The organism is Halomonas getboli (assembly GCF_023094245.1).
Taxonomy (GTDB): domain Bacteria; phylum Pseudomonadota; class Gammaproteobacteria; order Pseudomonadales; family Halomonadaceae; genus Halomonas; species Halomonas getboli.
Genome location: NZ_JALMEW010000002.1, coordinates 525,275 through 539,688 on the forward strand (window position 1 = coordinate 525,275; position 14,414 = coordinate 539,688).

General features: G+C 67.9%; 12 protein-coding genes. 10 read left to right on the plus strand and 2 right to left on the minus strand.

All coding sequences use genetic code 11. The features are described 5' to 3' along the window. Window positions 1-207 precede the first annotated feature (207 nt). The 4 genes from MYL53_RS07390 (at window position 208) to MYL53_RS07405 (ending at window position 3,607) form a co-directional block, all read left to right on the plus strand. Window positions 208-774 (plus strand): putative antibiotic biosynthesis monooxygenase, encoded by a 567-nt coding sequence (locus MYL53_RS07390; RefSeq protein WP_247852974.1) that lies wholly within the window; start codon window positions 208-210, stop codon window positions 772-774. 108 nt (window positions 775-882) lie between these two features. Next, the gene (argE, locus tag MYL53_RS07395; protein WP_247852975.1) at window positions 883-2,043 is read left to right on the plus strand and encodes an acetylornithine deacetylase; all 1,161 of its coding nucleotides are present in this window, start codon (window positions 883-885) and stop codon (window positions 2,041-2,043) included. Window positions 2,044-2,045: 2 nt separating this feature from the next. Continuing rightward, window positions 2,046-2,780, plus strand: a complete 735-nt coding sequence (locus MYL53_RS07400) for a glutamine amidotransferase (protein WP_247852976.1) — start codon at window positions 2,046-2,048, stop codon at window positions 2,778-2,780. Window positions 2,781-2,851: 71 nt separating this feature from the next. Continuing rightward, window positions 2,852-3,607 carry a FadR/GntR family transcriptional regulator gene (locus MYL53_RS07405; protein WP_247852977.1) on the plus strand — a complete coding sequence of 252 codons (756 nt, stop codon included), beginning with the start codon at window positions 2,852-2,854 and terminating at the stop codon, window positions 3,605-3,607. A 115-nt stretch (window positions 3,608-3,722) separates the two neighbouring features. Here the strand turns inward: MYL53_RS07405 and MYL53_RS07410 are convergent, their stop codons facing one another. Next, window positions 3,723-5,522 carry an IlvD/Edd family dehydratase gene (locus MYL53_RS07410; RefSeq protein ID WP_247852978.1) on the minus strand — a complete coding sequence of 600 codons (1,800 nt, stop codon included), beginning with the start codon at window positions 5,520-5,522 and terminating at the stop codon, window positions 3,723-3,725. Window positions 5,523-5,550: 28 nt separating this feature from the next. Continuing rightward, window positions 5,551-7,296: an IlvD/Edd family dehydratase gene (locus MYL53_RS07415; RefSeq protein WP_247852979.1), complete on the minus strand. Its 1,746-nt coding sequence runs from the start codon at window positions 7,294-7,296 to the stop codon at window positions 5,551-5,553. A gap of 236 nt (window positions 7,297-7,532) precedes the next feature. Here MYL53_RS07415 and MYL53_RS07420 point away from each other — a divergent pair, with 236 nt between their 5' ends. The 6 genes from MYL53_RS07420 to araD1 all read left to right on the plus strand — a co-directional run bounded on the left by MYL53_RS07420 (window position 7,533) and on the right by araD1 (window position 14,274). Further along, window positions 7,533-8,555: a TRAP transporter substrate-binding protein gene (locus tag MYL53_RS07420; RefSeq protein WP_247852980.1), complete on the plus strand. Its 1,023-nt coding sequence runs from the start codon at window positions 7,533-7,535 to the stop codon at window positions 8,553-8,555. 93 nt (window positions 8,556-8,648) lie between these two features. Next, window positions 8,649-9,230 carry a TRAP transporter small permease subunit gene (locus tag MYL53_RS07425; RefSeq protein ID WP_247852981.1) on the plus strand — a complete coding sequence of 194 codons (582 nt, stop codon included), beginning with the start codon at window positions 8,649-8,651 and terminating at the stop codon, window positions 9,228-9,230. Beyond that, window positions 9,227-10,531 carry a TRAP transporter large permease gene (locus tag MYL53_RS07430; protein ID WP_247852982.1) on the plus strand — a complete coding sequence of 435 codons (1,305 nt, stop codon included), beginning with the start codon at window positions 9,227-9,229 and terminating at the stop codon, window positions 10,529-10,531. The genes MYL53_RS07425 and MYL53_RS07430 overlap by 4 nt, the downstream gene beginning before the upstream one ends. Before the next feature lie 84 nt (window positions 10,532-10,615). Continuing rightward, a complete protein-coding gene (locus MYL53_RS07435) occupies window positions 10,616-12,004 on the plus strand; it encodes an MFS transporter (RefSeq protein WP_247852983.1) in 1,389 nt (462 codons plus the stop codon). Between the two features lie 41 nt (window positions 12,005-12,045). Further along, window positions 12,046-13,014, plus strand: a complete 969-nt coding sequence (locus MYL53_RS07440; protein WP_247852984.1) for a glycoside hydrolase family 43 protein — start codon at window positions 12,046-12,048, stop codon at window positions 13,012-13,014. 273 nt (window positions 13,015-13,287) lie between these two features. Continuing rightward, entirely contained in the window at window positions 13,288-14,274 is a 987-nt protein-coding gene (gene araD1 / locus MYL53_RS07445; RefSeq protein WP_247852985.1) for an AraD1 family protein, read from the plus strand. Window positions 14,275-14,414 lie beyond the last annotated feature (140 nt).

The following is a 14,414-nucleotide window of genomic DNA, read 5'->3' on the forward strand; positions in this document are numbered from 1 at the left end:
TCTCTGGCACCAGCATGGTGCAAGTTCTCTAGCTGCTCCCTTCTATTGCCCCAAAATAGACCATCATGCTAACAAATGACTCAAAACCCACATGATCTGTCTATTTCATCCTTAATGACATATGATTCTCCCAGCAGCGGATGTACCCGATCCGCCGTTTCTTCGGCGGCCCTTACCCGGGCCAACGAGTTCATCAGGAGAACCACCATGTCCTCTGATCCCGTCACTCTGATGGTGGCGCGCCGCGTGGCCAGTGGCCGCTACCGCGACTTCATGCGCTGGCTCGAGGAAGGCCGCGAACTGGCCTCCGACTTCGGCGGCTACCTCGGCTCCGGCGTGCTGGCACCGCCGCCCGGCGACGACGAGTACCAGATCATCTTCCGCTTCCGCGACGCCGAGACCCTGGCGACCTGGGAGCATTCCGCCTCGCGCCGGGCCTGGCTGGCCCGCGGTCAGGGGCTCTTCGACGCGCCCCATGAGCACCGCGCCACCGGCCTGGACCGCTGGTTCCAGCAGCCCGGTACGCCGGCGCCGCCGCGCTGGAAACAGGCCATCGCCATCTGGCTGGCGTTCTTCCCGGTCTCGCTGGCCTTCCAGATCCTGTTCGGCGATGCCCTGGCCACCCTGCCGCTGGTGCCGAAGGTGCTGGCCAGCACCCTGATGCTGACCCCGGTGATGGTGTTCCTCTTCATCCCGCTGTCGACGCACCTGCTCGGCCCCTGGCTGCGCGGCGAGCCGCTGCGCACGCCCCGGCTGCGCCGCCGCTCGACCTGAGCGTCGCAGCCCCTCTTTTCTGCCCCGTCACATGCCGCCGGGCCCATCCCTCCGGGCCTGGCGGCATGGTAGGCTAGGCGGCGACGTCACCCTGCTTCGGAGCCGACCATGACCGCCGCCCAGTTCCTCGAGAGACTGGTGGGTTTCCCCACCGTGTCCCGCGACTCCAACCTGGACCTGATCGCCTTCATCGAGGCCTGGCTCGACGACCACGGCGTCGAACACTGGCGCGTCGACAGCGACGACGGCACCAAGGCCAACCTGCTGGCCCGCATCGGCCCCGCGGTCGAAGGCGGCGTGGTGCTCTCCGGCCATACCGACGTGGTGCCGGTGGACGGCCAGCCCTGGTCGACCGATCCCTTCACCCTGACCGACAAGGGCGACGGCCGCCTCTACGGCCGCGGCACCTGCGACATGAAGGCCTTCATCGCCTGCGCCCTGGCCGAGGTGCCGCGCTGGGTCGAGCTCGCACTGGAAAAGCCGATCTATCTGGCCTTCTCCTACGACGAGGAGATCGGCTGCGTCGGCGCCCCGCGCATGATCGAGCGGCTGATGGCCGACCATCCGCGCCCGGCGGCGGTGTTCGTCGGCGAACCGACGCTGATGGAGCCGGTGGTCGCCCACAAGGGCGCCACCAATCTGCGCACCACCGTGACCGGCCGCGCCTCGCACTCCAGCCAGGTCAACCAGGGCGTCTCGGCGATCCACGTCGCCGCGCGGCTGGTGACCTTCATCGAGGACGTGATGAGCGAGCTGCGCGCCGAGGGCCGCGTCGACGAGGCCTTCAACGTGGTCCACTCCAGCCTGCACGTGGGCAAGATCCAGGGCGGCACCGCCATCAACATCATGGCCCGCGAGTGCAGCTTCGAGTGGGAGATCCGCCATCTGCCGTCGGATCGCTTCGAGGACCTGTTCGGCCGCGTCGAGGCCTGTGCCGAGACGCTACAGGCCGAGATGCGCGAGCGCGCCCCTGATGCCGGCATCCACACCGAGCGGCTCAATACCACGGTGCCGGCACTAGCCGACGACAACAACGCCGAGGTACTGACGCTGTGCCGGGAACTCGTCGGCGAGGCTCCGGCCGGCGCCGTGGCCTACGCCACCGAGGCCGGCCAGTTCCAGCGCGCCGGCCTACCCACGGTGATCTGCGGCCCGGGCAGCATCAGCCAGGCCCACCAGCCCGACGAGTATCTGGAGATCGCGCAGCTGGAGGCCGGCTCGGCCTTTATGCGCGCCTTAGGCGAACGACTCGAGAAGAAGGAAGCCTGAGCATGCCGCGACTGCTGATCGTCAAGACCGGCGACGCCTTCGCCGATGTAGTCCGCGACCACGGCGACTTCGAGGCGCTGTTCCGGGACCGCCTGGCGCCGGCCTGCGGCGAATTCACGCTCGAGGTGTTCGATGCGCGCCACGACGGCGCTCCTCCGGCGCTGGCCGATGACGACGCCCTGGTGATCACCGGCTCCCACGCCATGGTCAGCGACGCCGAGCCCTGGAGCGAGACCCTCAAGCCCTGGCTGCGCGAGGCTCGCGAGCGCGACGTCGCCATGTTCGGCGTCTGCTACGGCCACCAGCTGATGGCCGCGGCCTTCGGCGGCGACAGCGGCTATCACCCGGCGGGCCGCGAGACCGGCACTCACTCGGTGCGGCTGACCGACGCCGGCCGCCGCGACGCCCTGCTCGGCACCCTGCCCGAGGCCTTTCCCTCCCAGCTGACCCACGCACAGTCGGTGCTGGCCGCCCCGCCGGGCGCCGAGGTGCTGGCCGTGAACGATCACGATCCCTTCCAGGCGCTGCGCTACGGGCCGCGTCAGTGGAGCGTGCAGTTCCATCCCGAGTTCACGCCGGCGGTGATGCGCGCCTACCTGCGCCACCAGGCCGAGGGGCTGGCCGAGCAGGGGCGCGATCCCGAGGCGCTGCTGGCCGGGGTGTCCCCCACGCCGGAGGCCTCTTCACTGCTGGAAGGCTTCTGCCAGCGGCTGAAAGCGCGCCAGTTCCCCGGGTGACACCAAGGTCATATTGACGAAATGTGCAACATAAAACACGATATGTTGAAACTTCAGCGGACGTGGGACTCGTGAAGGACAATCAGCGCAAGACAGCCCCCCGGCCCAGCGTGGCCGACTTCCTGGCCGAGGCCATCTTCTCCGGTCGCTATCAGCCCGGCGACTTCGTGCCCAAGGAAGTCGACCTCTGCACGCAGTTCGCCATCAACCGCTCGGCGGTGCGCAGCGATCTGCGCCAGCTGGTGGACGTGGGCATCATCGAACGCATCTCGGGCCACGGCTCCAAGGTGCGCGAATACGCCGAGTGGAACATCCTCGACCCTCAGGTCACCGACTGGATGACCCGCTACGCCGCGCCCAATCCGGGCGTCCAGCGCGAGATCCTGTCGTTCCGCCTCGACGTCGAGCCCTATGTGGCGATGACCGCCGCCCAGCGCGCCACCGCCCGCGACCTGGTGGCCATCGAGGAAGCCTTCGAGGGTATGGGCCAGAACATGCACGGCGGCGACGGCCAGGAGGCTCGCCTGCACAGCGACTACGACGTTGCCTTCCACGTCGCCATCTTCAAGGCCACCCACAACATCGTCTGGGCCCAGCTCTCGCACATCCTGCGGCCCTCGATCTACATGCTGATCGAGGAGTCCAACGTCAGCGCCAGCGATCCCGAAGAGAGCCTGGAGCGCCATCGCCGGCTGATGGAGAGCATCCGCGCGCGCCAGCCCCGCGAGGCCTTCCTCGCCGCCCAGGCGGTGCTCGCCGGCACCGCCCAGGCGCTCGGCATCGAGCCCGGCGACAGCGCCCTCGGACGCCAGCTCACCCTCGGCTAAGGCGCAACGGAACGATCGCGGCCGGCACCCTCCCAGGCGCCGGCCGCGTTTCATTCCTTACCCCTCACTCTTTACCTCGCACCTCGCACCTCGCACCTCGCACCTCGCTCCTCGCTCAGTGATTGTCCCGCGGCGGGCTGACCCGGGCCACGTCGCGATACTTGGTCGCCGGCGCCAGGGTCATGCCGCGGTCCAGCGGCTCGACCATCGCGCGCTGGATCTCCTGCCACGGCGTCTGGTGGTCCGGGTAGCGATAGCCGCCCTCGGCCTCCAGCCGCTCGCGGCGCGCGGCCAGCTCGGCGTCGTCGACCATCAGCGTGACCTCGCAGCGGCCGAGGTCGACCCGCAGCCGGTCGCCGCTCTCGAGCAGCGCCAGCGGCCCGCCGGTGGCGGCCTCCGGCGAGGCGTTGAGGATCGACGGCGAGCCGGAGGTGCCCGACTGGCGCCCGTCACCCAGGCATGGCAGGGACTCGACCCCCGCCCGTATGAGGGCTTCAGGAGGCTGCATATTGACCACCTCGGCGCCGCCGGGGTGGCCTACCGGGCCGGCGCCGCGCATCACCAGGATGGTGCGCGCGTCGATCTCCAGCGCCGGGTCGTCGATGCGGGCGTGGTAGTCCTCGGAGCCGTCGAACACCACCACCCTGCCCTCGAAGGCGTCGGGGTCCTCGGGGTCGCTCAGGAAACGCTCTCGGAAGTCCGCGGCGATCACGCTGGTCTTCATCAGCGCCGAGTCGAACAGGTTGCCCTTGAGGTTGAGGAAGCCGGCGTGCTCGACCAGCGGATTGGCGTAGCGGCGGATCACCTCGTCGTCGGCGGTCTCGCGCCCGGCCAGGTTCTCGGCCAGAGAGCGGCCGTTGACGGTCGCGACCTCGCCGTGGAGCCGGCCGGCGGCCAGCAACTCATGCATCACCGCCGGCACGCCGCCGGCGCGGTGGAACTCCTCGCCCAGATAGGCGCCGGCCGGCATCACGTTGGCCAGCAGCGGCACCTCGTGGCCGAGGTGCTGCCAGTCGTCGTTGTCGAACGCGACGCCGGCGTGGCGGGCGATGGCATTGATGTGGATCGGCGCGTTGGACGAGCCGCCCAGCGCCGAGCAGGTGACCACCGCGTTCTCGAACGCCTCGCGGGTCAGGATGTCGCTCGGCCGCAGGTCGTCCCACACCATGTCGACGATGCGCTCGCCGGTCTGGTAGGCCACCGCGCCGCGCTCCTTGTAGGGCCCGGGGATCATCGCCGAGCCGGGCAGGCTCATGCCCAGCGCCTCGGCCAGCGAGTTCATGGTCGAGGCGGTGCCCATGGTGTTGCAGTGGCCCACCGAGGGCGCCGAATCGGCGATCCGCGACAGGAACTCGGGGTAGTCGATGTCGCCGGCGGCCAGGCGCTTGCGCATCTCCCACACCACGGTGCCAGAGCCGACGCGCTCGGCGCCGCGCCAGCCGTTGAGCATCGGCCCGCCGGACAGCACGATGGCCGGGATGTTGACCGTGGCCGCGGCCATCAGGCTGGCCGGGGTGGTCTTGTCGCAGCCGGTGGTCAGCACCACGCCGTCCAGCGGATAGCCGTGCAGCACCTCGACCAGGCCCAGGTAGGCCAGGTTGCGATCCAGCGCCGCGGTGGGGCGGCGCACGTTCTCGTGGATCGGATGCAGCGGGAACTCGAAGGGCACCCCGCCGGCGGCGCGGATGCCGTCCTTGACCCGCTTCACCAGCTCGATGTGGTGGCGGTTGCAGGGCGTGAGGTCCGAACCCGACTGGCAGATGCCGATGATCGGCTGGCCGCTGGTCAGCTCCTCCAGGGTGATGCCCTGATTCATGTAGCGTTCCAGGCACAGCGCGGTGGTGCCGGGGTGATCCGGATTGTCGAACCAGTCGCGCGAGCGCAGCCGGTCGGGGGTCATGGAACGATCCTTCATGGCACGTTCGGTCATGGCGTGCAGGGCCTCAGTGAGAGTGGCGCGGCACGTCGGCGCCCCGCTTGCCGACCAGGAAGTCGAAGTCGCAGCCCTCGTCGGCCTGCAGCACGTGCTCGATGTAGAGCTGGCGATAGCCGCCGCTGCGGGCGATCTCCTTGGATTCCGCGGTGGGGTCGCTCTCGGCCAGGCGCGCCTCGAGCTCGGCCTCGTCGACCTCCAGGTGCAGCCGGCCGCTGTCGCAGTCGAGCTCGATCCAGTCGCCGTTGCGCACCGCGGCCAGCGGGCCGCCGGCGGCCGCTTCCGGGGCCACGTGCAACACCACGGTGCCGTAGGCGGTGCCGCTCATGCGGGCGTCGGAGATGCGCACCATGTCGGTGATGCCTTGCTCCAGCAGCTTGGAGGGCAGGCCCATGTTGCCCACCTCGGCCATGCCGTGATAGCCGCGCGGGCCGCAGTTCTTCATCACCAGGATGCTGTCGGCGTCGACGTCCAGGTCCGGGTCGTTGATGCGGGCCTTGTAGTCGTCGAAGTTCTCGAACACCACCGCGCGTCCGCGATGCTGCATCAGCTCGGGCGTCGCCGCCGAGGGCTTGAGCACCGCACCGCCCGGGGCCAGGTTGCCGCGCAGCACGCACATGCCGCCATCCTCGCGCAGCGGGTTGTCCAGCGGGCGGATCACCTCGTCGTTGTACTGCGGCGCGTCCTGGACGTTCTCCCACAGGGTCTTGCCGTTGACGGTCAGGGCGTCCTTGTGGGGCAGCCGATCGGCCTCGCCCAGGCGCCTGAGCACCGCGGGCAGGCCGCCGGCGTAGTAGAACTCCTCCATCAGGAAGCGCCCGGAGGGCTGCAGGTCGACGATGGTCGGGGTGCCGCGGCCGATGCGGGTCCAGTCGTCCATCTCCAGATCGACGCCCATGCGCCCGGCGATGGCCTTCAGGTGGATCACGGCGTTGGTCGAGCCGCCGATGGCCGCGTTGGTGCGGATGGCGTTCTCGAAGGCGTTCTTGGTCAGCACCTTGGACAGGCGCAGGTCCTCGTCGACCATCTCGACGATGCGGTTGCCGGAGAGGTGCGCCAGCACGTAGCGGCGAGAGTCCACCGCCGGAATCGCCGCGTTGTGCGGCAGCGAGGTGCCGAGCGACTCCGCCATGCAGGCCATGGTGGAGGCGGTGCCCATGGTGTTGCAGGTCCCCGCGGATCGTGACATGCCGGCCTCGGCGGCCATGAAATCGTGAATCGAGATCTTGCCTGCCTTGACCTCCTCGGAGAGCTTCCACACCACGGTGCCGGAGCCGATGTCCTTGCCTTCGTGCTTGCCGTTGAGCATCGGCCCGCCGGTGACCACGATGGTCGGCAGGTCACAGCTGGCCGCGCCCATCAGCAGCGCCGGGGTGGTCTTGTCGCAGCCGACCAGCAGCACCACGGCGTCCATCGGGTTGCCGCGGATCGCCTCTTCGACGTCCATGCTCGCCAGGTTGCGGGTGAACATCGCCGTGGGGCGCAGGTTGGACTCGCCGTTGGAGAATACCGGGAACTCCACCGGGTAGCCGCCGGCCTCGAGGATGCCCTTCTTGACGTGCTCGGCGATCTTGCGGAAGTGCGCGTTGCATGGCGTCAGCTCCGACCAGGTGTTGCAGATGCCGATGATCGGCTTGCCCTCGAACTCGTGGTCGGGGATGCCCTGGTTCTTCATCCAGCTGCGGTACATGAAGCCATTCTTGTCGGCGCTGCCGAACCACTCGGCGCTGCGCAACCGGCGCTTGCTGTCTGTCATCGAAGTCTCTCCTTAATCGCGTCTCGAGGCCTGGCTCTCGTCTCAAGCGCTGCGCCCGGAGCATCGGCCCGGGGCAATGCGGCCATGGCATGAACGGTAGCCGGATGTCGACGCGTAGTCGACACATACGAAAGTATATGTTGAACAAATTACGCCTATGTACAACATTTAGCTCCCGCGACGGCACGCCATGAATGAACGCCGCACGACAACAACAGCTTCGATGGAGAGTTCTGATGCCTTACCTCAAGAAGCCCGCCCTGCTGCTGACCGGCACGGCCCTGATGCTCGGCCTGTCTACCGCCCAGGCGGCGGAGTACGACTGGAAGTTCCAGGCCTCCGAGACCGCCGGCGAGCCCAGCTTCAAGATCAAGCAGGAGTGGGCCGACAAGATCGAGACCATGACCGATGGCCGCGTGCACATCGAGATCCTGCCGATCAACTCCGTGGTGGGCCCCACCGAGACCCTGCAGGCGGTGTCCTCCGGCATCCTCCAGGGCCACATGACCGACCCGAGCTACTTCTCCGGTCAGGATCCGGCCTTCGGCATGATCGGCAACCTGGTCGGCGCCTGGAGCAACCCCTACGACTTCCTGGAGTTCATGAAGCATGCCGGCGGCGAGGAGCTCTACAACGAGCTGGCCGCGCCTTACGGCACGCACCTGATCAGCGCCGCGACCTTCCCGCTGGAGTCGATTCCCTCCACCGTCGAGATCGATTCCATCGACGATTTCCAGGGCCTCAAGATCCGCGCGCCCCAGGGCATGGTCTACAACATCTTCGAGCGCATCGGCGCCACCCCGGTCAATCTGCCGGGCTCGGAGGTCTACACCGGCCTGGAGAAGGGCGTGATCGACGCCGCCGACTCCACGGTGCTGTCCAACAACGACGCCATGGGCATCCACGAGTTCGCGCCCTACCCGCTGTACCCGGGCTTCCACTCCATGCCGATGATCGCCGTGTCGCTCAACAAGGACATCTGGGACGGCCTGCCCGAGGACCTGCAGGTCACCCTCGAGACCGCCTTCGACGACATGGCCTATGACCTGATCGCCCGTCTCAAGGAGCAGGACATCGAGACCCTGCAGGCGCTCAACGAGAACCCGGACGTGCACCCCGTCGACCTGCCCGCCGCCGAGCGCAAGAAGTTCCGCCAGGCCGCCGAGCAGGAGTGGGCCGAGTGGGCCGGCCGCAACGAGATGACGCAGAAGATCTACGACCAGGCCACCGACTTCCTCAAGGCACGCGGCCAGCTGTAATCCCCGATCGACTGCCCCCGGGCGGCGGTGCTCCGGCACCGCCGCCTTTCCCGACGTTCATGACGGCGCTCCACGCGCCACCCCGGAGGAGTCATGTCTTCCCCCCTTCCCGACGATCCTGCCGCGCTCGAGGTGGATGCACCGTCTCCCGCCCGCAGCGCCTTCGACCGCGGCGTGATCATGGCCGCCCGCGGCGCCGCCTGGCTGGTGTTCATCGCCATGGCGATCAGCGTCTATGAGGTCATCATGCGCTACGGCTTCGACTCACCGACCTCCTGGGTCCACGAGAGCGTGGTGATGCTGGTCGCGGTCGGCTTCGCCCTCGGCGGCCCGGCGGCGCTGGCCAGCGACCGCCATATCCGCGTCAAGGTGCTCTACGACGCCGTCGGCCCGCGCTTCCGGCTGTGGCTCGACCGCTTCAACGACCTGGTGACCTTCGGCTTCTGCCTGGCCATGAGCTACGCCGCCTACACCATGTTCTGGGAGGCCTCCCACAACCCGCTGGGCGAATGGCAGCTGGAGCGCTCCGGCACCTCCTGGAACCCGCCGTTCCCGGCGCTGGTGAAGGGCGTGATCCTGCTGGCGCTGGCTATCATGTGCGTGCAGTCCTTCCTGCACCTGATCCGTTCGCTGCGCCGCCGGCCCGATAACGCATCCAACGAGGCAGCCTCATGAGCATCGCCGACGGAACCCTGTTGCTGGTGGGGCTGATCTTCGCCCTGCTGATCACCGGCCTGCCGCTGGCCTTCATCACCGGCCTGGTCGCACTCTCCTTCACCTTCGGCTGGTTCGGGCCCAACGCCCTGCCGCTGGTCACCAGCCGGGTCTACGGCTTCGTCACCGAATATTCGCTGGTGGCGGTGCCGATGTTCGTGTTGATGGCCTCGTTACTGGACCGATCGGGGATCGCCAGGGACCTGTTCAACGCCATGCGCGTGTTCGCCGGCCGCCTGCCCGGCGGCGTGGCGGTGCAGACCATCGTGGTGGCCTTCTTCCTGGCCGCGCTGTCCGGGATCATCGGCGGCGAGATCGTGCTGCTGGGCATCCTGGCGCTGCCGCAGATGCTGCGACTGGGCTACGACAAGCACCTCTCCATCGGCGTGGTCTGCGCCGGCGGCGCCTTGGGCACCATGATGCCGCCGTCGATCGTGCTGATCATCTACGGCCTGATCGCCTCCGAGTCGATCGCCGACCTGTTCACCGCGGCCATCACCCCGGCGGTGATCCTGATGGCCAGCTACATCGGCTACGTGCTGATTCGCTGCCTGAAGAACCCGGCCATGGGACCGCCGATGACCGACGCCGACCGCGAGGAAGGCTTCTCCTCCAAGGGCCAGGCGCTGCGCGCCATCATCGTGCCGGGGCTGATCGCCGGGCTGGTGCTGGGCTCGATCTACGGCGGCGTGGCCTCGGTCACCGAGGCGGCGGCCATGGGCGTGTTCGGCGTGCTGCTGGCGGTGGTCGCCCGCGGCGAGTTCTCGCTCAAGACGCTGCACGAGAGCCTCAGCCAGACCCTGACCACCTGCGGCATGATCATCTGGATCGGCATCGGCGCCGCGGCGCTGGTGGGGGTCTACAACCTGATGGGCGGCAACCGCTTCATCTCGGGCATGATCATGGGCCTCGACGTGGCGCCGATCGTGATCATCCTGGTGATGATGGCGATCCTGCTGGTGCTGGGCATGTTCCTCGACTGGATCGGCGTGGCGATGCTGACGCTGCCGATCTTCGTGCCGATCGTCGAGCAGCTGGGCTACAGCCCGATCTGGTTCGGCATCCTGTTCGCGGTGAACATGCAGGTGTCGTTCCTGTCGCCGCCGTTCGGCCCGGCCGCCTTCTACCTCAAGGGCGTGGCGCCGCCCGAGGTCAGCCTGAAGGACATCTTCGTCTCGCTGCTGCCCTTCATCGCCCTGCAGCTGTGCGTGCTGTTCGCGCTGCTGTTCTGGCCCGACCTGGCCATGTGGCTGGTGGGCTGACGCCGCCGGCAAGGCGACGAGGGACGTCGCCTTGCCTTCCCCGACGCCCGCGGAGGCGTTTCCATCGATGACAAGGACAACATCATGGCGACACCACGACTGACGTACCTGGAAAAGGTGGGATTCGGCAGCGGGGACATGGCCATCAACGTGGTCATCTCCTCGATGTTTCTGATCATCTCCTACTTCTATACCGACATCTTCGGTTTGAAGCCCTCCCACATGGGCATCCTGTTCCTGGTCGCCCGGCTGGTGGATGCGGTGACCGACCCGCTGATGGGCATGATCACCGACCGCACCAACACGCCCCGCGGTCGCTATCGGCCCTACTTCCTGATCTTCGCGGTGCCCTTCGGCATCTCGGTGCTGCTGCTGTTCACCACCCCCGACTGGAGCTACAACGCCAAGCTGGTGTGGGCCTACTCGACCTATCTGCTGGTCACGCTGCTGTTCACTGCCGTGACCATCCCCTACATCTCGCTGATCGGCGTGCTGAGCGACGATCCCAAGGACAAGCTGTCGGCCAACGGCTACCGGCTGTTCTTCGCCAAGATCGCCGCCTTCCTGGTCACCATCATCGTGCCCAAGCTGGCCGAGTCCTTCGGCGAGGGCCGGCTCGAGCTGGGCTACCAGGTCGCCATGGGGCTGATGGGCGGCCTGGCGACCCTGCTGCTGCTGTTCTGCTATCGCACCACCACCGAGCGCGTCCAGCACCGCATCGACGATAAGCCCATCAAGCAGCAGCTCGCACTGCTGCTGAAGAACGACCAATGGCTGCTGCTGTGCGGCGCCTGCTTCACCGGCACCATGGGCTACGTATTGCGCAGCTCCGTGGCCGCCTATTACGCGAAGTACTACCTGGGCGCCGGCCCGGGGATGCTCTCGGCCTTCCTGACCGTCGGCGTCGGCGCCGCCATCCTGGCCATGGTCGCCTCCACCTGGATCACCAAGCGCTACTGCAAGGTGCAGCTGTTCCGCTGGAGCCAGGTCGCGGTGGGCATGCTCAGCGTGCTGATGTTCGTTGTGGTGGACCCCGGCGAGGTGGTGCTCGCCTTCGTGCTCTACTTCCTGATCTCGTTCGTGGTGGACCTGCACGCCCCGGTGTTCTGGTCGGCCATCGCCGAGTCCGTGGACTACGGCCAGGCCAAGACCGGCCGGCGCGTCTCGGGGCTGGCCTTCGGCGGCATCTCCTTCTTCCAGAAGGCCGGCATGGGCGCCGCGGGCTTCCTGGTGGGCGCGCTGCTGACCTTCTTCCACTACGAGCCCAACGTCGACCAGAGCGATTTCACGCTCACCGGCATCGCCCTGATGCTGTCCATCATCCCCGGTGTCTTCCACACCCTGATGGGCGGCTTCATGTTCCGCTACCGGATCACCGACGCCTACTACGCCTCGCTGGGCGACATCGGCGCCGGCCAGCGAGCCGCCGACCCGGCCACCGACGACACCCTCGAGCCGGGCCGCGCCAACTGATGGCCATGCTACGTCCCACCGCACACGCCACGGAGTCCACCATGTCGCTATCTCCCGAGCCACTTATCGAACAGCGCGCCGATCCCTGGATCCTCGCGCACGCCGGGCGCTACTACTTCATCGCCTCGGTGCCCGAGTACGACCGCCTGGAGCTCCGTTGCGCCGACAGCGTCGCGGGGCTGGCCGCGGCACCGGCGACCACGGTATGGCGCAAGCCCGACACCGGGCCGCTGTGCGAGCTGATCTGGGCCCCCGAGCTGCACCGCGTCGACGGCGTGTGGGTGATCTACTTCGCCGCCGCGCCATCCCGCGAGATCGTCGACGGCCTCTTCCAGCACCGCATGTACGTCATCACCTGCACGGCGGATGACCCGCTGGCCGGCGAGTGGAGCGAGCCCGTGCAGATGGAGACGCCGCTCGATAGCTTCTGCCTGGACGCCACGACCTTCCATCTGCGCGGCCGCGACTACTACGTCTGGGCCCAGCAGGATCCGGATATCCCCGGCAACTCGAACCTCTACATTGCCGAGCTGGCGGGACCGACCCGCCTGGCCGGGCCCCCGACGCGGCTCAGCGTGCCGGAATACGACTGGGAGACGCGCGGCTTCCTGGTCAACGAGGGGCCCGCGGTGCTCCAGCGCCACGGCCGGCTGCTGCTCACCTACTCGGCCAGCGCCACCGACGAGAACTACTGCGCGGGGCTCCTGTGGGCCGATGCCGACAGCGACCCGCTGGACGCGGCGAGCTGGTCGAAGTCGCCGATGCCGATCCTGGCCAGCGATCCGGTCAACGAGATCTTCGGCCCCGGCCACAACGGCTTCACGGTCGGCGAGGACGGCACCGACCTGCTCGTCTACCACGCCCGGACCTATACCGACATCCAGGGCGACCCGCTGTGGGACCCGAATCGCCATACCTACGTCAAGCCGATCCGCTGGGACGACGACGGCTTCCCGGACTTCGGGCGCGCCGGCGAGGACACCCTGGCGCCGGCGCGACACGATCAATAGCGAGAGGTGTCGGGGACAAGCCGACGAGGAGGTCCTACGCCACGGATGGCGTCGGTAGCGTACAGGGACGTATTCACAGCGCCTCCTCAATGGTCCGGCACCCCGGGGCTTGTCACCGGCTCAACCGACACAAAGCCTGCGTACTTTTTCATCGATACGACCCAATAGAATCAACATATAAAATTATATGTTGCACATACACCCGGAGCCGGGGCTATGATGGGGACCCTTCGGTGCCTCGCCGCTCCGACCCGACAGCCGAGGAAACACGCCATGCGCATCATCCAGTGCCTTCACGACGGTGCGGCCCGCGCCGCCCTGGTCGAAGACGACAAAACCGTCCGCCTGACCGAGGCCGACACCTACACCCTGGCGCGGCGCGCCATCGCCGCCGGTCGTCCGCTGGCCGAGATCGTCGAGGCGGCGCTGACCGAGACCCGCCTGGACTACCAGGCGTTGATTGACGGCGCCCAGCTGCTGCCGCCGCTGACCCATGATGACCCGGCCCACTGCCTGGTCACCGGCACCGGCCTGACCCATCTGGGCAGCGCCGACACCCGCGCCTCCATGCACGCCAAGGCCCAGGCCGACGAGTCCGAGCTGACCGACTCCATGCGCATGTTCAAGCTCGGCGTGGAAGGCGGCAAGCCCGCCGCCGGCGAGATCGGCGCCCAGCCGGAATGGTTCTACAAGGGCGACGGCGACTGCGTGGTGGCCCCCGAGGCGCCGATGCCGGTACCGGCCTTCGCCGAGGACGCCGGCGAGGAGCCGGAGCTCGCCGGGCTCTACGTGATCGGCGACGACGGCCAGCCCTGGCGCGTCGGCTATGCCATCGGCAACGAGTTCTCCGACCACGTCACCGAACGCTTCAACTACCTGTGGCTGGCCCACTCCAAGCTGCGCCACTGCAGCTTCGGCCCGGAGCTGCTGATCGACGAGCTGCCCGAGCACCTCGAGGGCACCAGCCGCATCGTGCGCGACGGCGAGACCCTGTGGGAGAAGCCGTTCCTCACCGGCGAGGCCAACATGGCCCACAGCGTCGCCAACCTCGAGCACCACCACTTCAAGTATCAAGGCTTCCGGCGCCCCGGCGATGTCCACGTGCACTTCTTCGGCACCGCGACGCTGAGCTTCGCCGACGGCGTCCAGACCCGCGACGGCGATCGCTTCGAGATCGCCCTGCCGGCCTTCGGCCGCACGCTGCGCAACCCGCTGGCGTTCGAGACCGAGGCCACCGATACCCGCGTCAACTCACTGTGATGACAGGAGGCAACATGACCCTGGAAGGCAAGCAACTGATCGGCCAGCAGGCCGTGCTCAGCGACGGCAAGGCGATCCACGCCGTCGATCCCGCCACCGGCGAGACCCTGTCCCCGGGCTATCCCGCCGGCGGCCAGGCC